The following is an 18,707-nucleotide window of genomic DNA, read 5'->3' as shown; positions in this document are numbered from 1 at the left end:
CGACGATCAGCTCGGCTTGAGCGGGATCCAGATCTCCAGGGTGCCTTGGCCGGTCCTGGGGTTGAAATCCTCGCTGTAGCGCTCGAACTCCGGCAGGTCGGCCGCTTCGTGGCCGGAATGCGGCAACCACTCATTCCAGATGTATTGGAACGTGTCCGGCAGCTGTTTCAACGGCCCCTTGTGTTCGAAGACCGCGTAATGCCCTGGCTGGATTTCGATCCAACGGTATTGCTCCGGCAGATCGTCGAGCCGACTGATCTCCACGCCGGCGATGTATTCGAACCCACCCTTCCCGTCCGGGTTGCAACACACGCCGTAGGTCACTTCATCTTTCTGCCCTGGCACTTTGCCGAGCCAGGGCAGGAACTTTTCCCAGAGCAAAGGGATGTCTTGGGCGGTGTCCTCGGTAAACCGGGCACCAAAGCCGGCGATCAGCTGAAAACGTCCCTGCTCAAAGCGTGGTTCGGTTGTGCAATCGCGTTTGTGCTTTTCCATGCGGCAACACTCCAGCAAACGTGAAGTCGGGTTTGGCAGTATAGAAGCCAAACCGTGATTGGCAGGACCGTTTCGCTTGTCAGAAGCCAGGCACAGTGCCGGTGCCGGTTTTTCCTACAAACTCGTTGTAGCCAGAAACGATCACATATACTGCGAAATAGCAGAAGATCGCGGCGGATGCCCAATAGGAATAGCGCAACAGTTTATCCCCCAACAGTTTGCCGCCCTGGGTCGCGGCCAGGCACAAGGCCGCGCACCACAGCAGCCCGGCACAGAGAAAACCGCTGAGGAACAGCGCCGAGCTGAGCAAGGTTCCGCCGCCCGAACGAGCAATCAGCGTGCCGCCCACCGCCGCGAACCAGAGGATGGCACTGGGCGATGACATGGCCAGGAAAATCCCGCGAAAAAACTCCTGGCGCGAAGAGTTGCCCTGCACCTCGCCCGCCTCGGCCAGTACGGTGCTGTGATAGATCGCCGAATGGATCATCTTCGCCGCGAAATACAGCAACAGCACCGAACCACCGAGCCACAGCACCCAGCGCACCGTTTCGTATTGCAGCAGCACGGTCATGCCGGCCAGGGCCAGGACGGCGTAGACCAGGTCGCCCACGCAAGTGCCCAGGCCCAAGGCGAAACCCTGGAAATAGCCACGCTGCATCGCCAGGGTGATCATCGCGATATTGGCCACGCCAATGTCCAGGCACAGGGAAAGGCTCAGCAGGAAGCCGCTGGAAAATTCCATCATTCATTCCATCAGGATTGGGAGAGACAGGTTAAACATGTCGCGGCGACCATCGATAGCGCCGCAGCCTGGGCGACAGTGTCGTCGAAAATAGTTCGACGCGGCTACTGGACAATCCGACATCCGCCCGATTATCTTGCGCCGCAGGCCACCGCAGTGGCCAACGTCGCTCGGACGGTTCCGGGCGCTCACGTATCTCGAGGCAACAATGGCCGAACAAGGTTCGCCGCGCCGCTTTGCGCGCATCGATCGACTCCCCCCGTACGTATTCAATATCACTGCCGAGCTGAAGATGGCTGCGCGTCGGCGCGGCGAAGACATCATCGACTTGAGCATGGGTAACCCCGACGGCGCCACGCCCCCGCACATCGTGGAGAAACTGGTCACCGTCGCCCAGCGTGAAGACACCCACGGCTACTCCACGTCCAAAGGCATCCCACGCCTGCGCCGCGCCATTTCGCGCTGGTACAAGGACCGCTATGAAGTGGACATCGACCCGGAAAGCGAAGCCATCGTCACCATCGGGTCCAAGGAAGGCCTGGCACACCTGATGCTGGCTACCCTGGACCAGGGCGACACGGTGCTGGTGCCCAACCCCAGCTATCCGATCCACATCTACGGCGCGGTGATCGCCGGCGCCCAGGTGCGTTCGGTGCCGCTGGTGCCAGGGGTGGATTTCTTCGACGAACTGGAGCGGGCCATTCGCGGCTCGATTCCCAAGCCGAAGATGATGATTCTGGGCTTTCCCTCCAACCCCACCGCCCAACGCGTGGAGCTGGACTTCTTCGAACGGGTCATCGCCCTCGCCAAGCAGTACGACGTGCTGGTGATCCACGACCTGGCCTACGCCGACATCGTCTATGACGGCTGGAAAGCCCCGTCGATCATGCAGGTGCCTGGCGCCAAAGACATCGCGGTGGAGTTCTTCACTCTGTCCAAGAGCTACAACATGGCCGGCTGGCGCATCGGCTTCATGGTCGGCAACCCGGAACTGGTCAGCGCCCTGGCGCGGATCAAGAGCTACCACGACTACGGCACCTTCACCCCGCTGCAAGTGGCCGCCATCGCCGCTCTCGAAGGCGACCAGCAATGCGTGCGCGACATCGCCGAACAGTACCGCCAACGCCGCAATGTGTTGGTCAAGGGCCTGCATGAGCTGGGCTGGATGGTGGAAAACCCCAAGGCTTCGATGTACGTCTGGGCGAAGATTCCCGATGCCTATGCGCACCTGGGCTCGCTGGAATTTGCCAAGAAGCTGTTGGCCGAAGCCAAGGTCTGCGTCTCGCCGGGGGTGGGGTTCGGGGAATATGGAGATGATCATGTGCGCTTTGCGCTGATCGAGAACCAGGACCGGATTCGCCAGGCTGTGCGGGGGATCCGTGGGATGTTTCGGGCGGATGGGTTGACCAAGAAACCTGAGGCCTGACACAAAATTAATGTGGGAGCGGGCTTGCTCGCGAAGGCGGTGTGTCAGTCATCATCTACTCGACTGAGACAACGCCTTCGCGAGCAAGCCCGCTCCCACAGTTTGAGCCGCAGCGCCTGTTAGATCACCAGCGACAACAGCAGGATAAAGATCAGCCCCACCACGGACAGGATGGTTTCCATTGCGGTCCAGGTCTTGAAGGTTTCGGCCACTGTCATGTTGAAGTACTGCTTGACCAGCCAGAAACCTGCGTCGTTCACGTGGGACAGGATCAACGAACCGGCACCGGTCGCCAGCACCAGCAGCTCACGGTTCACGCCCGGCATCATCCCCACCACCGGCACCACGATCCCGGCACCCGTAATGGTCGCCACAGTGGCCGAACCCGTCGCAATACGAATCACCGCCGCCACCAGCCACGCCAACAGGATCGGCGAAATCTGCGCACTGACCGCCATGTGGCCGATCACATCGCCGACGCCGCTGGTCACCAGCATCTGCTTGAAGCCGCCACCGGCACCGATGATCAGGATGATCGCGGCAGTCGGGGCCAGGCTTGCGTCCAGCCATTTGAGCATCTGGCTGGAGCCGATGCCCTGCTTGTAGCCGAAGGTGTACAGCGACAGCAGCAACGCCAGCAGCAAGGCCGAGATCGGGTGGCCGATCATGTCCATCCAGACGCGGAAGAGGTTGCCGTCCGGCAGCGCTACGTCAGCAAAGGTCTTGAGCAACATCAGGAACACCGGCGACAGTACGGTGATCAGGGTGATGCTGAAGCTTGGCAGCTCGGCGGAGTTCGTCTCGCGGGCCAGCTGATCCACCAATTCCTGGTTCGGATGGCCGGGGATGTGCTTGGCGATGAACGTACCGAAGATCGGGCCGGCAATGATGGCGGTCGGCAGTGCGACGATCAGGCCATAGAGAATGGTCTTGCCGATGTCTGCGCCAAAGATGCCGATCGCCAGCAGCGGACCCGGGTGCGGTGGCACCAGGCCGTGGACCGCGGAAAGGCCGGCCAGCAACGGGATACCGATCTTGATAATCGACACGCCGGTGCGGCGCGCCACGATGAACACCAGCGGGATCAGCAACACGAAGCCGATCTCGAAGAACAGCGGGATGCCCACCAGGAACGCGGCGAACATCATCGCCCACTGCACCTTGTCCTTGCCGAAGGCACGGATCAAGGTCTGGGCAATCTGATCGGCCCCGCCCGACTCGGCCATCATCTTGCCGAGCATCGTACCCAGCGCCAGGATGATGCCGACAAAGCCGAGCACGCCACCGAAGCCGTCCTGGAACGCCTTGATGATGGTGCCGGTCGGCATGCCCGACGTCAGGCCGAGGAACGCGGCGGCGATGGTCAGTGCAATGAACGGGTGGAATTTGAACTTGGTGATGAGGACGATGAGTCCGATCACCGTGACCACTGCATCAAGCAGTAGGAACGTCTCGTGGGACATGCCGAACATGGGAGGTGTCTCCTGATTTGTTGTTGTTATTGAAGCAGTTATTTATAAGCCGTCGGGACAGCGCTATCTTTCTGACGCAAATTTTTTGAAACTCAGCCGGCAAGCTTCAAACCGTGGGCCAACCACCAGACGTAAGCCTGGCGCGCCAGTTCGTCGATGCTGTGGCTGGACGCGTCCAGAGCCAGGGTCAGGGGCTCGCCGACAGGGGATTCAAGGGTGGCAAACTGGCTGTCGATCAGAGTCGACGGCATGAAATGACCGGGACGGTGGGAAACGCGATCGGCGGCCACTTCGGGGGTCAATTCAAGGAATACGAAGCCCAGGCCGGGCAAGGCACTGCGCAGACGTTCGCGATAACTGTGCTTGAGGGCCGAGCAGGTCAGCACCGGGCGCTCGCCCGTGGCGTCGACACGGCGCAACTCATCGCACAGGCTGTCGAGCCAGCCGGCACGGTCGTCGTCGTTCAGGGGAATACCGGCGCTCATCTTCTGGATGTTGGCCGCGGGGTGGAAGGTGTCGCCTTCGATGGCGGTGGCGCCGCTCAATTGGCACAGGGCCTGGCTGACGCATGTCTTGCCGCAACCGGCAACGCCCATGATGACCAGGGCGGTGATGGGATTGTTCATGTAACACCTCAGCGCGCAGACAGCGCTACCTTTGCCAGTTATGACACCGCAGCAAAAGCAGAAGTTGCCGACGCCTTCTTGTCATTTTTGTGGTTGCAGCATGTTCGTTCACGACGCGAGCGGACGGGAGATCAGGCAACCCCCGTTCACGCATTTGCAGCGGCGTCGAGACAGCGCTACCTTAGTGCCTTGATTTTTGTTTGGCAAGCCGCCCTGATGACCGCCCCTAAAAACGATAAGAATACTCGCACCACCGGTCGCCCCACGCTCAACGAAGTCGCACGCCTGGTCGGTGTCAGCCCCATCACCGCCTCCCGTGCCCTGCGCGGCGTCAGCACCGTTGCCTCGGAACTGGTGGAAAAAGTCCGCCAGGCCGCCGTGGAGCTCAACTACGTCGTCAATCCCGCCGCCCGTGCCCTGGCTTCGGCCCAGAGTCATTCGGTGGTGGTGTTGGTGCCGTCGTTGTCCAACCTGTTGTTCATCGACACCTTGGAAGCCATCCATCGGGTCCTGCGGCCCAAGGGTTTCGAAGTGGTGATCGGCAACTATCACTATTCCCGGGACGAGGAAGAAGACCTGTTGCGCAACTACATGGCCTATCAGCCACGGGGTTTGCTGCTGACCGGTTTCGATCGCACCGAAAGTGCCCGGCGGATGATCGAGGCCAGCAACATTCCCTGCGTGTACATGATGGAACTGGACCCCGGCGCCGGGCTCAACTGCGTTGGTTTTTCCCAGCTCAAGGCGGGCGAAACGGCAGCCGAGCACTTGATTTCCAAAGGACGCAAGCGCCTGGCCTACATCGGCGCGCAGCTGGACCAACGCACCCTGCTGCGCGGCGAAGGCTTTCGTCGCGCCCTGCAGAAGGCCGGCTTGTATGACCCGGACCTGGAACTGCTGACCCCGCGCCCCTCCTCGGTGGGCCTGGGTGGTGAATTGTTCCTGCAATTGCTCGACAGCCACCCGGACGTCGATGCGATTTTCTTCGGCAACGACGACCTGGCCCACGGCGCCTTGTTCGAGGCCCTGCGCTGCGGCATCAAGATCCCCGAGCAGGTCTCGGTCTTGGGCTTCAACGACCTGCCCGCCTCGGCCCACATGGTGCCGCGCCTGAGCAGTATCAGCACCCCACGGGAAGCCATCGGCCGTCGCGCCGCCGAACAGATGCTGACGCTGATGGCCGGCAACCGCATCGCCCAGCCGGTGGTGGACATGGGCTTTGAGCTCAAGGTACGCGAAAGCACCTGAGCAACCCGGCACGAGGCGGTCGATCCCTGCCGACGAACGGCAAGGATTGGCCGCCCCGCTCGCAGCACGCCCGTCTAAAAGCCCTTGGCATAAGGTTCTCGCGGCAACGGCATGGGAATTGCTCCTGCCCCTCGCTCAGCCATTACCTACAAGGTGTTCATCATGTTGGTCAGTGCAAAACAGCAAGCGATGGTCTTGCCGCTCAAGCGCCCGGGCGAGGATCCCACCGCCGAAGCCGCCAGCGGCCTGCAAAGCGCCGTATTGCAGGCGTTGCGCGATAACGTCCAGGCCCAGGCCAGCCAGGGCAGTGCCCAAGTCCAGGACGCCTTCACCCAACAAGCCACGCAGCAGGTCAGCGCCGCCACCGCCATCGGCGACAAGGTGGACGAGGCATTCGCCAAGACCCGCGTGCACTTGCAGACTGTTGCTTCGTCAGCGTCCGAGGAAACCACGACGCTTGGTGGCTCCGCGACGGCAGAATTCAAGGACTACATGAGCAAGACGCCCGAAGAGCGCCTGCGCGACAGCATCCTTGAAGAGATGGGCATTACCCAGGAAGAGTTGGAGGCGATGCCGCCCGAGAAGCAGATGGCCGTCAGTCAGGAGATTGCCCAGCGCATGCAGGACAAATCGGCGATGGCGCAAGTGGAAAAGGCCGAGGAAAGCCGCACGGGCGACGAGGCCTCGGCCACGGACATGTTTCTCGCCTCGCTTTGAGCTTCGACACATAACGAAGGGGTTGAGCTGGGGCGACCGTCCCAGCTCAAACTGAGGCCAACCGGGACGGTAGCGGCTCAATGACCGAACAGATTCACCTTCTTGGCCTTCTTGTCGGCACGCTTTTCATCAGCACTCTTCGCCGGTTTTTTCTTTGCCGGTTTTTTTGAATCCATGCCTTTGGCCATGATACGTACTCCACTCATACGGGATGTGCAGTCAGGTATACACCTATCGCCGCACCCGCGTTCTTTTATAATCGCCTCCCCCTTCTGCGCCACGACCCTGCCATGTCCGAAATCCATTACACGCAACTCGACGAGCCGCTGTGGCCACTGATGAACAAGTTTTACCGCGCCCACCAATCTTCGATGAAAGCGGTGCGTGACGCACAATTGTGGGTAGCAAGACGCGATGAGATTGTCGCCGCCCTGTGCCTGCGGCCCGTGTCGGGCGGGCATTGGTTGACCGGATTGTTCGTCGCCCCGACGTACCGCGTACAGGGCATTGGCGCGCGGTTGATCGCCGAGGCGGTGAAAGACCTGGATGAGCCGGTGTGGTTGTTCTGTCACCCGGACTTGCGTGGTTTTTATGAGCGACGTGGTTTCAGCTTCGATCCTGAACTGCCCTATGCCATGGCCGAGCGCCTGAGCCGGTATGCGCGCAGCAAGCCGATGATTGCGATGGGGTTAAAGCTAAATACACAGTCCTGAAGTGCAATACAGATCAATGTGGGAGCGGGCTTGCCCGCGAAGACGGCGGCACATTCAACATCAATGCAAGCTGACCTACCGCTTCGCGAGCAAGCCCGCTCCCACAGGGTTCGGGGGCGGGTTATTAGTCGTCGGCCATGGGATCCAGGTCCGGAAACATCACCTCGGTAAAGCCGAACTTGCTGAAATCCGTAATGCGCGACGGGTACAAGCGCCCGATCAGGTGATCGCATTCATGCTGCACCACCCGCGCATGGAAGCCCGACGCGTAGCGCACGATCGGCTCGCCCTTGGGGTCGAAGCCTTCGTAGCGGATGTCCTGGTAGCGATCCACAGCACCGCGCAGGCCCGGTACCGACAGGCAACCCTCAAAACCCTCTTCCATCTGCGGGCCCAACGGAGTGATCAATGGGTTGATCAGGATCGTCTGGGGCACCGCCTCGGCGTCGGGGTAACGCTCGCTGTGTTCGAAGCCGAAGATCACCAGTTGCAAGTCGACGCCGATCTGCGGCGCCGCCAGACCGACACCGCCGACGCTTTCCATGGTCTGGAACATGTCGTCGATCAATTGCCACAACTCAGGGCTGTCGAACAGGTCGGCGGGCACCGGTGGGGCGATGCGCAGCAGGCGTTCGTCGCCCATTTTCAGGATTTCACGGATCATGGTCGGGCTTCGTCAGGGTGGGTGTGAGGGATGGAATGGTCGCGCCCCAGGCCGGACACGTGCTGCTTTTCATGCTCGCCCGGGTTCTTTTCACCTGGATTCTTGCCCTCGGCGGACATGTGCTCGATCACCGCATTCATCTCCGCACCGAGCAACAGCACCGCCGCAGAAATATAGAAATACAGCAACAACACGATGATCGCGCCAATGCTGCCATACATGGCGTTGTAGTTGGCAAAGGTCTTGACGTAAAACGCGAAGCCCAGGGAGGCGATGATCCACACCACCACCGCCAGCACCGACCCTGGGGTGATGAAGCGAAACTCCTGCTTGACGTCGGGCATCACGTAATAGATCAGCGCCACGGCGACCATCAGCAAGAACACGATCACCGGCCAGCGCACAATCGTCCAGAGCGTGACGATGAACTCCTCCAGGCCGACCTGGGCCGCAATCCAGCCCATCACCTGCGGCCCGAGCACCATCAGCGCCGCGGCGGCCAGCAGCATGCCGGCGATGCCGACCGTGTAGAAGATCGACAGCGGAAAGCGCTTCCAGGCCGGACGGCCCTCGACCACGTCGTAGGCGGCGTTCATCGCGCTCATCATCAACCGCACGCCCGCCGAAGCGGTCCACAAGGCAATGACGATACCCACCGACAACAAGCCGCCCTTGGATTGCTGGAGCTGGTCGATCACCGGGTTGACCTGCTCCAGGGCCTGGGGCGGCAGCACCAGTTCCGATTGCAGGCGCAGCCAGGAGAAGAAGTCCGGCAGGTGCAGGAAGCCGATCAATGCGATCAGAAAGAGAATGAACGGGAACAGCGAAAACAGCATTTGGTAGGCCAAAGCCGAGGCGTAGGTCGACATCTCGTCGTCGAGAAATTCGGTCACGGTGCGCATCATCACACGATGCAAGGGTAAGCCTTTCAAGGCCGGGAACATCATGTGCGTCTCCTTTCGCCGCAAAAAGGGGTGGTCGCTTGGCGACTCAGGGGCGTTGCCTCGACAAAGTAGCCTGTTTGGCGACGCTGGATCAATTTCGTCTTTTCAGGCCCGACGCTGAGTTGACCGATGATTGCCAAGCCAAGTTTCATCGTTCGTACAGGCGGGGCTTTATGTTTACCCGGCAACCACCGAGAATGCCCCACGTATTCAGGCGGCGGCCTGAAGCTCCAACCCCGTAGGAACGTTATGAAACTCGATAAAAAGCAGGCCATCGCCCGCAGAAACCTTGAACTGGGCGGCGCCGTACTGGGCGTCAACAACTGCCACTTCAGCGAATTGAACCGCAACCGCAACATCTTCTGGTTCGATATCCCGGTGGCGCGCCTGGCCATCGGTCAGTACGAATGGATCCACCTACTGCTGCACACGCCGGCCACCGATGAGCTGTTGCACTTGAAAGTGCCGACCGTGTTCCTGCGCGAAAAGATGGAAGGCCTGGAAGTGCGCAACCAGGGCAAACGCAAGGCAGCCCTGAGCCTGGAGCTGAGCGCTGACAAGGACTCCTACCTGCAGGACATGCGGCCGGGGGGCACCAACCTGGATTTTGCGCAGTTCAGGTTGTAATGCTCCACATAGGTTGATTGCAGGGGAGCTGTTGTGGCGAGGGAGCTTGCTCCCGCTATGTGGGAGCAAGGCTTGCCCGCGATGGACGCGATGCGGTCTTACAGAATCGAGGCGCCTGTTTCGCGAGCAAGCTTTGCTCCCACAGCCCAGCGGGAGCAAGCTCCCTCGCCACAAAAAGCGGCCCCGCCTCGGGACATTCGCCGCACATGAAAAGCCCCGCATCAGCGGGGCTTTGTCATTGGCAACGGCCTTACTTCTTCAGCCCCAGCTTTTTAAGCTCTTCATCACGCAACTCGCGCCGCAGGATCTTGCCCACGTTGGTGGTCGGCAAGGCATCGCGGAATTCCACGGCCTTGGGCACCTTGTAGCCGGTGACGTTGGCGCGCATGTGCTCCATCACCTGTTCCTTGGTCAACGTGACACCCGGCCGTGCGACGATGAAGATCTTGATCGCCTCGCCAGACTTCTCGTCCGGGATGCCGATGGCCGCGCATTGCAGCACGCCCGGCAGGGTTGCCAGCACATCTTCCAGCTCGTTGGGGTACACGTTGAAACCGGAAATCAGGATCATGTCTTTCTTGCGATCGACGATGCGCATGTAGCCATCCGGCTGGATCAGCGCGATGTCACCGGTCTTGAGCCAGCCTTCGCTGTCGAGGATCTCATCGGTGGCTTCCTGGCGCTGCCAGTAGCCTTTCATGACCTGCGGGCCTTTCACGCACAACTCGCCGATTTCGCCCAACGGCTGTTCGACGCCCGCGTCATTGATCACCTTGCACAGCGTCGACGGCACGGGGATGCCGATGGTACCGACCTGGATGTGCTGGATCGGGTTGACCGTGGCCACCGGGCTGGTTTCGGTCATGCCATAACCTTCGCAGATCGGGCAACCAGTGACCGCTTTCCAGCGCTCGGCTGCCGCGAGTTGCAGGGCCATGCCACCGGACAGGGTGACTTTCAGGGCCGAGAAGTCCAGCTTGCGGAAGGCTTCGTTGTTGCACAGGGCCACGAACAGCGTATTGAGGCCGACGAAACCGCTGAACTTCCACTTCGACAGTTCCTTGACCATCGCCGAGAGGTCACGCGGGTTGCTGATCAGGATGTTGTGGTTGCCGATCAGCATCATCGCCATGCAATGAAAGGTGAACGCATAAATGTGGTACAGCGGCAGTGGCGTGATCAGTACCTCACAACCTTCATTGAGGTTGGAGCCCATCAGCGCCTTGCACTGCAGCATGTTGGCCACCAGGTTGCGGTGGCTGAGCATCGCGCCCTTGGCCACGCCGGTGGTGCCACCGGTGTATTGCAGCACGGCCACATCGTCGCTGGAGGGGTTGGCTTCGTTCACGGGCTGGCCGTGGCCTTTGCTCAACACGTCGTTGAACTTCACGGCCTTGGGCAAGTGATAGGCCGGGACCATTTTCTTGACGTACTTGATCACGCTGTTGATCAACAGGCGCTTGAGTGGCGGTAGCAGGTCGGCGACTTCGGTGACGATGACGTGCTTTACGCCCGTCTTCGGCACCACGGTCTCGGCCAGGTGCGCCATGTTCGCCAGGCACACCAGCGCCTTGGCGCCGGAGTCATTGAACTGGTGCTCCATTTCCCGCGCGGTATACAACGGGTTGGTGTTGACCACGATCAGCCCGGCGCGGATCGCACCGAACACGGCCACCGGGTACTGGAGAACGTTGGGCAACTGCACGGCGATTCGATCGCCCGGCTGTAAATCGGTATGCTGTTGCAGGTACGCGGCAAACGCCCCGGACAACTCGTAGAGCTCACCGTAGGTGATCGTCTTGCCGAGGTTGCTGAATGCCGGCTTGTTGGCAAAGCGTTGGCAGGACTGCTTCAACACCGCCTGAATATTCGGATACTCGTCTGGATTGATGTCGGCAGCAATCCCAGCTGGGTACTTATCCTTCCAAAAGTCTTCGATCATGGAAGCCCACTCCTCAGCAACGCGAATTCTCACCGCATTTGATGCGATTATTATTGGTGTGTTTATTGGTGAATCTGGCTTGAATCAAGGCCGAGAAGTCACAAAAGCGCGCCGAGAGTAGCAGCTTTGCCGAGGGTCGCCTAGAGCCAAAAACAACCCCCACAGTCATAAACATGACTCATGAATAGTCAATGGTCATTTTTAGAGTAAAAATTCAAACTCCAGCACAATTACTACAAAATACACAAACCTGTGGGAGCGAGCCTGCTCGCGAAGGCGGCATATCAGTAACAAAGATGTTGGCTGATATGCCGCCTTCGCGAGCAGGCTCGCTCCCACAAGAACACCATGAGGCAGGCGCCTCAGGCGATATCCCGCAACTCCCGCCGCAGGATCTTGCCCACCGGCGTCATCGGCAATGAGTCCCGCAAGACGATGTGCTTGGGAATCTTGTAGCCGGTGAAGTTCTCCTTGCAGTAGGCCTTGAGTTCTTCAAGGCTGACCCCGGTTTCCCGCGCCACCACGAACAACTTCACCGCCTCTCCCGAACGCTCGTCCGGCACGCCGATCACCGCACAGTTGGCGACCTTGGGGTGGGCCATCACGACGTCTTCGATTTCGTTGGGGTACACGTTGAAACCCGAGACGATGATCATGTCCTTCTTGCGGTCAACGATGCGCACGAACCCGTCCGGGTCGATCACCGCGATGTCGCCGGACTTGAACCAGCCCTCGCTGTCCAGCACTTCGGCCGTGGCCTCGGGCTTGTTCCAGTAGCCTTTCATGATCTGCGGCCCCTTGATGCACAGTTCCCCGCGCTCGCCCAGGGGTTGCTCGACGCCCTCGTCATCGATCACTTTCATCAGCGTGCCCGGCACCGGCATCCCCACCGTGCCCAGGCGGGACTTGCCGCCATAAGGATTGGCGCTGGCCACCGGCGAGGTCTCGGTCAGGCCATACCCCTCGGTAATGCCGCAACCGGTAATCTGCTGCCAGCGCTCGGCGGTGGCCTTGATCAACGCGGTGCCGCCGGAGTTGGTGACCTTGAGGTGGGAAAAATCCAGGGTCTTGAAATCCGGATGGTCCATCAGCGCCACGAACAGCGTGTTGAGCCCCAGCAATAACGAGAAACGCCAGTTCTTCAGCTCCTTGATGAAGCCACCGATGTCCCGCGGATTGGTGATCAGCACGTTGTGGTTACCGGTCACCATCATGCACATGCAGTTCGCCGTGAACGCATAGATATGGTACAGCGGCAATGGCGCGATCATGACCTCCTGGCCTTCGCGCAGCAGCGGCTGGCCGTCATCGCCGAGCTGTCCCAGGCACGCCCGGGCCTGTTGCATGTTGGCCACCAGGTTGCCGTGGGTCAGCATCGCCCCCTTTGCCAACCCGGTGGTGCCGCCGGTGTATTGCAGCACGGCAATGTCATCGAGGCTGACCTTCAACGGCTTGATGCCCTGGCCGCGTCCCAGGCGCAAGGCGCTCTTGAAGGAAATGGCCTGGGGCAGCGAATAGTCCGGGACCATTTTCTTGACCTTGCTCACCACCGTGTTGACCAGCCAGCCCTTGGTGGTGGGCATCAGGTCACCCATCTTCGCTTCGATCAGGTATTGCAGGTCCGTGTCGGGCAACACCTCCTGGACTTTCTGCCCGAACATGTTCAGGTAAACCAGCGCCCGGGCACCGGAGTCCTTGAACTGATGACGCATTTCCCGCGGGGTGTACAGCGGGTTGGTGTTGACCACGATCAGCCCGGCGCGCAACGCACCGAACACGGCGATCGGGTACTGCAGGATGTTAGGCATCTGCACCGCGATACGATCGCCCGGCGCCAGGTCGGTATGGGCTTGCAGGTAACCGGCGAAGGCTGCGCTGTGGCGCTCGAGCTCGGCGTACGTGAGGGTCACCCCCATGTTGCTGAACGCCGGGCGGTCGGCGAATTTCTTGCAGGAACGCTCGAACACCTCGACCACCGACTTGTAGGCCCCGAGGTCGACATCCAGGGGCACGCCGGCCGGGCGTTTGTCATTCCAGAAATCAGGCTGCATTGTTTTTGTCCTCTTTACCTGAGCATATCCGGGCCGCGTCTGTATCGCTTGCAGAGGCGGAGCTCCTGGGACACTAGCAGCTATGGCGAATCAGGCAAATATGGCAACCTGCGTCATAGATTGTGTGAATCTTCCTCCCATGGATCAGCCTGATCAGGCGAGACACAGCGGATGCGCTATACAATGCAGCGACGCTGCGTCTGACTTTGTGCAAAGGAACCGCCATGATCCACCAAACGTTCTGGCTGACCGCGACCGACCACAGCCGCCTGTTCGTCAACCAGTGGCTGCCTGAAACCGCCCCGCTGGCGGTGGTCATGCTGGCCCATGGCATGGCCGAACACAGCGGCCGCTACGCCCGCCTGGCACAGGCCCTGTGCGACGAAGGTTACGGAGTCTACGCGCTGGACCTGCGCGGCCATGGCAAGACCGGCGAGGAAGCGATCCTCGGTCACTTTGCCGACGAGGACGGCTGGGCGAAGGTCGTGGGCGACCTGGCCAGCCTCAACCATCACATCGGCCAGCAACATCCGGATACGCCTATTCTGCTACTGGGCCACAGCATGGGCAGCTACCTGGCCCAGGGTTACCTGCTGCATCACAGCGCCAGCCTGCACGGGGCGATTCTCAGCGGCTCGAACTTTCAACCGGTGGTGCTCTATCGCAGCGCTCGCCTGATCGCCCGCTTCGAACGCCGACGCCAGGGTGCGGCGGGGCGCAGCGCCCTGATCGAGTGGCTGTCGTTCGGCAGTTTCAACAAGAAATTCAAACCGACGCGTACTCCCTTCGACTGGCTCAGCCGTGACCCGGTCGAAGTCGATAAATACATCCACGACCCTTTGTGCGGTTTCCGTTGCACCAATCAGCTTTGGATCGACCTGCTCGGCGGCTTGCAGCAAATCAGCAAAGCGTCCAATCTCGCCCAGATCGATCCGGGCCTGCCCCTGCTGGTGATCGGCGGTGAATGTGATCCGGTGAGCGAAGGCAAGCGTCTGAAGGATCTGGCCGACGCCCTGCGCGACGCGGGCAGCCAACACCTGCAATTGACGATTTACCCGCAGGCCCGGCACGAATTGTTCAATGACACCAACCGCGATGAAGTGACCGCCGACGTGCTGGCCTGGATCGCCCAGGCCTTGGACCACAAGCGGCCGCCACGCAGCGAGTAGGTTTGCGACGTTTTTCTTTACCCCACAGGATCTGAAACAGATGACCCAGGTTACCAACACCCCTTACGAAGCCCTCGAAATCGGCCAGACCGCCAGCTACAGCAAGACCGTCGAGGAACGCGACATCCAGCTGTTCGCGGCGATGTCGGGCGATCACAACCCGGTGCACCTGGACGCCGAATTCGCCGCGGCGAGCATGTTCAAGGAGCGCATCGCCCATGGCATGTTCAGCGGTGCGCTGATCAGCGCGGCGGTGGCGTGTGAGTTGCCTGGGCCGGGCACCATCTACATCGGCCAGCAGATGAGTTTCCAGAAACCAGTGAAAATTGGCGACACCCTGACCGTGCGCCTGGAAATCCTGGAAAAACTGCCGAAGTTCCGCGTGCGTATCGCCACCCGCGTATTCAACCAGCGCGACGAGCTGGTAGTGGACGGCGAAGCCGAGATCCTCGCCCCGCGCAAGCAGCAGACCGTGACGTTGCCGACGTTGCCGGCGATTACTGTCGGTTGATGCACCCTGTGGATTGAATGAACTGTGGCGAGGGAGCTTGCTCCCGCTCGGCGGCGAAGCCGTCGTAAAAAAAGCGCCCGCGTTTGATCAGATCTAACGTGGGCGCCTTTTTTGGGGACGCTTCGCGCCCCAGCGGGAGCAAGCTCCCTCGCCACAGGGAACGCAGCGCGGCGGTTATTGCAAGTCTTCCCGCACCTGCACGCTCGCCGTCATCCCGGCGCTCAGGTTCACGCCCTCAGGCACCTTGTCCAGCTTGATCCGCACCGGGATCCGCTGGGCCAGGCGCACCCAGTTGAAGGTCGGCTCGACCTCCGCCAGCAACTGCGCATCGGGGTTGGTGTTGCGGTCGGTAATGCCACGACTGATGCTTTCGACATGCCCCTCCAGCGCATGGCCGGCACTCATCAGCCAGACCTTGACCGGATCGCCCACACGAATCCTGGGCAACTTGGTCTCTTCGAAATAGGCCTGAACATAAAACGTCGAGTCGTCGATCAGCGCCATGACCGGCTGCCCGGCATTCACGTAGTTGCCTTCGGCCAGGCGCAGGTTGGTGATGTGGCCGCTGCGGGGGGCCAGGACCTGGCTGCGGGCCAGGTTGAGTTCGGCCACCTTGGCCTCGGCCTGGGCTTCGCGCAATTCGCCCCGGGCGATGCCGGCGTTGATCTGGGCGTTTTCCCGCAGTTCGGCACTGATGGCCTGGGGGCCCAAGGCGGCGCGGCGACTGGCTTCGTGTTCACGCAGACTCAACTGCTGCTGGCGTGTCTGGACCACGGCCCGGGCCTTCTCCAGCGCCGCTTCGAAACGCTCGCGATCAATGCTCAACAGCAGGTCGCCAGCCTTGACCTGCTGGTTATCCACCGCCTTGAGCTCGCGCACCCACCCCGACACATCGGGGGCAATCACCACCACGTCGGCGCGGATCCGCGCATCGCGGGTCCAGGGTGTGAGCATGTAGTACTGCCACAGGTGAAAGCCGGCGAAGATCGCCACGGCCACCATGCACAGCGTGACGGCAACACGTACGGATGTACGCATGTTCAACTCCTATAGCGGCCCTAGGACCACGGTAATAACAGTCAGGACACAGACATACAGGGCGCAGTCGAACAAGGCTTCATGCCAGATCCAGCGCCCGGCCGGCACCAGGCTGAGCAACAGGCGCAACGCACCCGTCACCAGCAAGGCCAGCACCACATAAATCAGGAACGGGCTGAGCAACACCCCACCCATCGACCACTCACGCAAGCCCATGGCTGTGCTCCCGTCGTTCAGGTTCGTGCTGGCGGCACCAGGCGCGCCAGCTGTTTTGCAATTGCACCACCGCGCCTTGGGCCAGCTTCAGTGCGTCACCGGGCGGCTGGGCAGACAGCACGTTCAGGAACTCGGCGCTCGCCGGGGCCAGCGCATCGGCCTGGTCACCGGCCGGGCCGCGTTCGAGTACCTGCTCCAGCGCTTCGAAATAACGGCGCTGCGCCCGGGTATCGGGCACTTGGGCGACGGCCAGGCTCAGGCGCAAATGCAGCAACTCATCGCCAATGTCCAAGCCAAGCAAACCATCATCCCAACGGCTGCGCGCCTGCACCGGCAATTCAGGGTAATGCCGCGCCAGCTGCAACAGCCGGTCGGCCATGCGCCCACCGAACCAGCTCTCGGCGCCACGCAGGCTGCGATGGGTCAGGCGCACCAGATCGTGGAGAGTCGCCGCCAGCAGGCGGCGGCTGTGCCAGGCCGGATTGCGCAAAATCAGCAGATTGAAAGCCAGCACCGCCGCGCCCACGCCGATCATCATCGCTTGGGCGTTGTTGAAGAACGCCGCGACGTCGTATTTCATCGCATTGAGCGGCGAAATCAGCACCACGAAATGCAGGCAGAACGACGTCGCCGTGGCGAAGATCTGCGGCTTGGCCATGCCCAATGCGCCGAAAAACAACGGCACGCCCATGGCCATGCACAGCATTGCGAAACTGCTCCATTGCGGCAGTATGAGCTCACCGATCACGAACGCCGTGGGCACGGCCAACAGGATACCCCGCAGAAAACTCATGCCGATCTGCGCGCCGTTTTCGCGACTGGCGAACAGGCTGCACACCACGCACGTCAGCAGCATCGCACCCGATGCGGCGGGCCAGGCGGTCGCCAGCCAGAAACAGGCAACGACCAGGAACGCCAGGGCGCTGCGAGCGCCGAAGACCATGGCCAGGGACAAGTCGCGATGGGGCGCCAGGGTGCGGGGTGGATCCGCCGCTTCCCTACCCTCCTGCACTGCCGTCAAGGCGGCGCAGGCGGCCAGGGCGGTATCGAGCAACAAGGCGAAGCGGGCCAGGCAGTAACTTTGCGCCGCGCTGAACTGCGGGTCGTGGGACGCATCCCATACCCGGGGACGCAAGGCTTGGAGGGTCGCACTGTCGGCGTCGAGGGCTAGCTGTACCTCGTTCATCCATGGCTGGAGCGCCACGGTTTCCTCGGGATCGAGCTGTTTCCACTGCCGCCGCACCGAGCGTGAAAGGCGCAACAGCATCAGCAACTTCTGGCTCAAGCCGCTGATGGCCCGGGCGCGCTGCCGGCCACGGCTGCCTTCGAACCAGGCATGTTCACGCTGGGCATCCACCGCGACAATCCTGCCCAGGATTTCCAGCAACCCTTTACGGGCCTGGGCATCGCCGGCCAGGGTCGCACGGGCGGCCTGCATACCGCTTTGCCACGCCGCCAGCGCCTGACCGGCCAATTGCCGCTCGACCCGCAACGGCCAGAGCAAGGCGCTGGCCGCCGTGGCGCAGACGATGCCCAGGCTGATCTCGGTGCAGCGCGCCACCGCCTGATCGAACACGCCCAGCGGATGGGAAAGGGCCGGCAAGGCAATGATCGCCACCGTGTAACCGGCCAACACGAATGAGTACGACCAGGCACTGCGCAGCAGCGTCGAGCAGGCCGTGCACAGGCCCAACCAGAGTGCCAACGCCAGCAGGAATAACCACGGTGCCTGGGCGAACAGGCCCATGAACACCACCGACATGACGGTGCCCACCAATGTGCCGAGCAATCGCGCCAAGCCCTTCTGCACCACCATCCCGGACAAGGGCTGGGCGACGATGAACGCGGTCATCAGCGCCCACGACGGCTGCTCCAGCCCCAAGCGCAAGGCCAGCCACAACGCCAACCCACCGCCAAGCACGGTCTTGATGGCGAACTGCAAAGCGAGGCGGTCGGGGGCGAACAAGGCCTGGAAGGTAATGGGCACGCGGAAAACTCTTTGGGGGACGCCAGTAACAATAGATGCAATGCGAGGGGATGGGCGATGCAATTATTAGCTAGCTATCTATTGGAGTCCAGAGCTGTTTGTGGATGGATTCAACAACA

At 61.3% G+C, this 18,707-nt stretch carries 18 protein-coding genes; 7 read left to right on the top strand and 11 right to left on the bottom strand.

Annotated features, from left to right (window positions below; all coding sequences use genetic code 11):
- Positions 1–6 precede the first annotated feature (6 nt).
- Positions 7–495, bottom strand: a complete 489-nt coding sequence (locus tag HU715_RS01705; RefSeq protein WP_186709183.1) for a GyrI-like domain-containing protein — start codon at positions 493–495, stop codon at positions 7–9.
- 79 nt (positions 496–574) lie between these two features.
- Complete coding sequence (locus HU715_RS01700; RefSeq protein ID WP_186709184.1) at positions 575–1,237, bottom strand: LysE family translocator; 663 nt, start codon at positions 1,235–1,237, stop codon at positions 575–577.
- Between the two features lie 208 nt (positions 1,238–1,445).
- Between HU715_RS01700 and alaC the strand changes: the two genes are divergently transcribed.
- A complete protein-coding gene (gene alaC, locus HU715_RS01695; protein WP_186709190.1) occupies positions 1,446–2,663 on the top strand; it encodes an alanine transaminase in 1,218 nt (405 codons plus the stop codon).
- A 119-nt stretch (positions 2,664–2,782) separates the two neighbouring features.
- On the opposite strand, the gene HU715_RS01690 is transcribed toward alaC, so the two are convergent.
- Positions 2,783–4,135, bottom strand: coding sequence for a GntP family permease (locus HU715_RS01690; protein WP_186709192.1), 1,353 nt, complete (start codon positions 4,133–4,135; stop codon positions 2,783–2,785).
- Between the two features lie 92 nt (positions 4,136–4,227).
- Positions 4,228–4,761: a gluconokinase gene (locus HU715_RS01685; RefSeq protein WP_186613539.1), complete on the bottom strand. Its 534-nt coding sequence runs from the start codon at positions 4,759–4,761 to the stop codon at positions 4,228–4,230.
- Between the two features lie 216 nt (positions 4,762–4,977).
- Here HU715_RS01685 and gntR point away from each other — a divergent pair, with 216 nt between their 5' ends.
- From gntR to HU715_RS01670, 3 genes are all read left to right on the top strand, one after another.
- Positions 4,978–6,009, top strand: coding sequence for an HTH-type transcriptional regulator GntR (gene gntR, locus HU715_RS01680; RefSeq protein ID WP_186709194.1), 1,032 nt, complete (start codon positions 4,978–4,980; stop codon positions 6,007–6,009).
- A 162-nt stretch (positions 6,010–6,171) separates the two neighbouring features.
- Entirely contained in the window at positions 6,172–6,726 is a 555-nt protein-coding gene (locus HU715_RS01675; RefSeq protein ID WP_186709195.1) for a hypothetical protein, read from the top strand.
- Between the two features lie 290 nt (positions 6,727–7,016).
- Complete coding sequence (locus HU715_RS01670) at positions 7,017–7,439, top strand: GNAT family N-acetyltransferase (protein ID WP_186709196.1); 423 nt, start codon at positions 7,017–7,019, stop codon at positions 7,437–7,439.
- Positions 7,440–7,563: 124 nt separating this feature from the next.
- Here the strand turns inward: HU715_RS01670 and def are convergent, their stop codons facing one another.
- On the bottom strand, positions 7,564–8,103 hold the full coding sequence (gene def / locus HU715_RS01665) for a peptide deformylase (protein ID WP_186709197.1): 540 nt from the start codon (positions 8,101–8,103) through the stop codon (positions 7,564–7,566).
- The gene (locus HU715_RS01660) at positions 8,100–9,050 is read right to left on the bottom strand and encodes a YihY/virulence factor BrkB family protein (protein WP_053119137.1); all 951 of its coding nucleotides are present in this window, start codon (positions 9,048–9,050) and stop codon (positions 8,100–8,102) included. Before HU715_RS01660 ends, def begins: the two co-directional genes overlap by 4 nt.
- 246 nt (positions 9,051–9,296) lie before the next feature.
- Here HU715_RS01660 and HU715_RS01655 point away from each other — a divergent pair, with 246 nt between their 5' ends.
- Positions 9,297–9,674 (top strand): hypothetical protein, encoded by a 378-nt coding sequence (locus HU715_RS01655; RefSeq protein WP_186709198.1) that lies wholly within the window; start codon positions 9,297–9,299, stop codon positions 9,672–9,674.
- A 250-nt stretch (positions 9,675–9,924) separates the two neighbouring features.
- On the opposite strand, the gene fadD1 is transcribed toward HU715_RS01655, so the two are convergent.
- Positions 9,925–11,616: a long-chain-fatty-acid--CoA ligase FadD1 gene (gene fadD1, locus HU715_RS01650; RefSeq protein WP_186709199.1), complete on the bottom strand. Its 1,692-nt coding sequence runs from the start codon at positions 11,614–11,616 to the stop codon at positions 9,925–9,927.
- A 362-nt stretch (positions 11,617–11,978) separates the two neighbouring features.
- The gene (fadD2, locus tag HU715_RS01645) at positions 11,979–13,667 is read right to left on the bottom strand and encodes a long-chain-fatty-acid--CoA ligase FadD2 (protein ID WP_186709201.1); all 1,689 of its coding nucleotides are present in this window, start codon (positions 13,665–13,667) and stop codon (positions 11,979–11,981) included.
- Between the two features lie 224 nt (positions 13,668–13,891).
- Here fadD2 and HU715_RS01640 point away from each other — a divergent pair, with 224 nt between their 5' ends.
- Positions 13,892–14,836, top strand: a complete 945-nt coding sequence (locus tag HU715_RS01640) for an alpha/beta hydrolase (protein WP_186709204.1) — start codon at positions 13,892–13,894, stop codon at positions 14,834–14,836.
- A 40-nt stretch (positions 14,837–14,876) separates the two neighbouring features.
- Entirely contained in the window at positions 14,877–15,347 is a 471-nt protein-coding gene (locus tag HU715_RS01635) for a MaoC family dehydratase (protein ID WP_014336929.1), read from the top strand.
- Between the two features lie 174 nt (positions 15,348–15,521).
- Here the strand turns inward: HU715_RS01635 and HU715_RS01630 are convergent, their stop codons facing one another.
- From HU715_RS01630 to HU715_RS01620, 3 genes are read right to left on the bottom strand one after another with little or no spacing between them, the layout of a single operon-like run.
- Positions 15,522–16,385, bottom strand: coding sequence for an efflux RND transporter periplasmic adaptor subunit (locus tag HU715_RS01630; RefSeq protein WP_186709206.1), 864 nt, complete (start codon positions 16,383–16,385; stop codon positions 15,522–15,524).
- A 9-nt stretch (positions 16,386–16,394) separates the two neighbouring features.
- Positions 16,395–16,601 carry a DUF1656 domain-containing protein gene (locus tag HU715_RS01625; RefSeq protein ID WP_053119123.1) on the bottom strand — a complete coding sequence of 69 codons (207 nt, stop codon included), beginning with the start codon at positions 16,599–16,601 and terminating at the stop codon, positions 16,395–16,397.
- Entirely contained in the window at positions 16,588–18,588 is a 2,001-nt protein-coding gene (locus HU715_RS01620; protein WP_186709208.1) for an FUSC family protein, read from the bottom strand. The genes HU715_RS01625 and HU715_RS01620 overlap by 14 nt, the downstream gene beginning before the upstream one ends.
- Positions 18,589–18,707: the final 119 nt, after the last annotated feature.

The sequence above is a fragment of the Pseudomonas zanjanensis genome, assembly GCF_014268745.2.
Classification (GTDB): domain Bacteria; phylum Pseudomonadota; class Gammaproteobacteria; order Pseudomonadales; family Pseudomonadaceae; genus Aquipseudomonas; species Aquipseudomonas zanjanensis.
Note: the sequence above shows the minus strand (reverse complement) of the source record. Positions and strands in the feature narration are given on the sequence as shown.

Coding starts and splice junctions, on each gene's coding strand:
- HU715_RS01655 (WP_186709198.1), top strand. CDS start 9,297: ATGAAACTCGATAAAAAGCAGGCCATCGCCCGCAGAAACCTTGAACTG.
- fadD1 (WP_186709199.1), bottom strand. CDS start 11,616: ATGATCGAAGACTTTTGGAAGGATAAGTACCCAGCTGGGATTGCTGCC.
- HU715_RS01635 (WP_014336929.1), top strand. CDS start 14,877: ATGACCCAGGTTACCAACACCCCTTACGAAGCCCTCGAAATCGGCCAG.
- HU715_RS01685 (WP_186613539.1), bottom strand. CDS start 4,761: ATGAACAATCCCATCACCGCCCTGGTCATCATGGGCGTTGCCGGTTGC.
- HU715_RS01690 (WP_186709192.1), bottom strand. CDS start 4,135: ATGTTCGGCATGTCCCACGAGACGTTCCTACTGCTTGATGCAGTGGTC.
- HU715_RS01640 (WP_186709204.1), top strand. CDS start 13,892: ATGATCCACCAAACGTTCTGGCTGACCGCGACCGACCACAGCCGCCTG.
- HU715_RS01670 (WP_186709196.1), top strand. CDS start 7,017: ATGTCCGAAATCCATTACACGCAACTCGACGAGCCGCTGTGGCCACTG.
- HU715_RS01675 (WP_186709195.1), top strand. CDS start 6,172: ATGTTGGTCAGTGCAAAACAGCAAGCGATGGTCTTGCCGCTCAAGCGC.
- HU715_RS01705 (WP_186709183.1), bottom strand. CDS start 495: ATGGAAAAGCACAAACGCGATTGCACAACCGAACCACGCTTTGAGCAG.
- HU715_RS01660 (WP_053119137.1), bottom strand. CDS start 9,050: ATGATGTTCCCGGCCTTGAAAGGCTTACCCTTGCATCGTGTGATGATG.
- gntR (WP_186709194.1), top strand. CDS start 4,978: ATGACCGCCCCTAAAAACGATAAGAATACTCGCACCACCGGTCGCCCC.
- alaC (WP_186709190.1), top strand. CDS start 1,446: ATGGCCGAACAAGGTTCGCCGCGCCGCTTTGCGCGCATCGATCGACTC.
- HU715_RS01700 (WP_186709184.1), bottom strand. CDS start 1,237: ATGGAATTTTCCAGCGGCTTCCTGCTGAGCCTTTCCCTGTGCCTGGAC.
- HU715_RS01625 (WP_053119123.1), bottom strand. CDS start 16,601: ATGGGCTTGCGTGAGTGGTCGATGGGTGGGGTGTTGCTCAGCCCGTTC.
- fadD2 (WP_186709201.1), bottom strand. CDS start 13,667: ATGCAGCCTGATTTCTGGAATGACAAACGCCCGGCCGGCGTGCCCCTG.
- HU715_RS01630 (WP_186709206.1), bottom strand. CDS start 16,385: ATGCGTACATCCGTACGTGTTGCCGTCACGCTGTGCATGGTGGCCGTG.
- def (WP_186709197.1), bottom strand. CDS start 8,103: ATGATCCGTGAAATCCTGAAAATGGGCGACGAACGCCTGCTGCGCATC.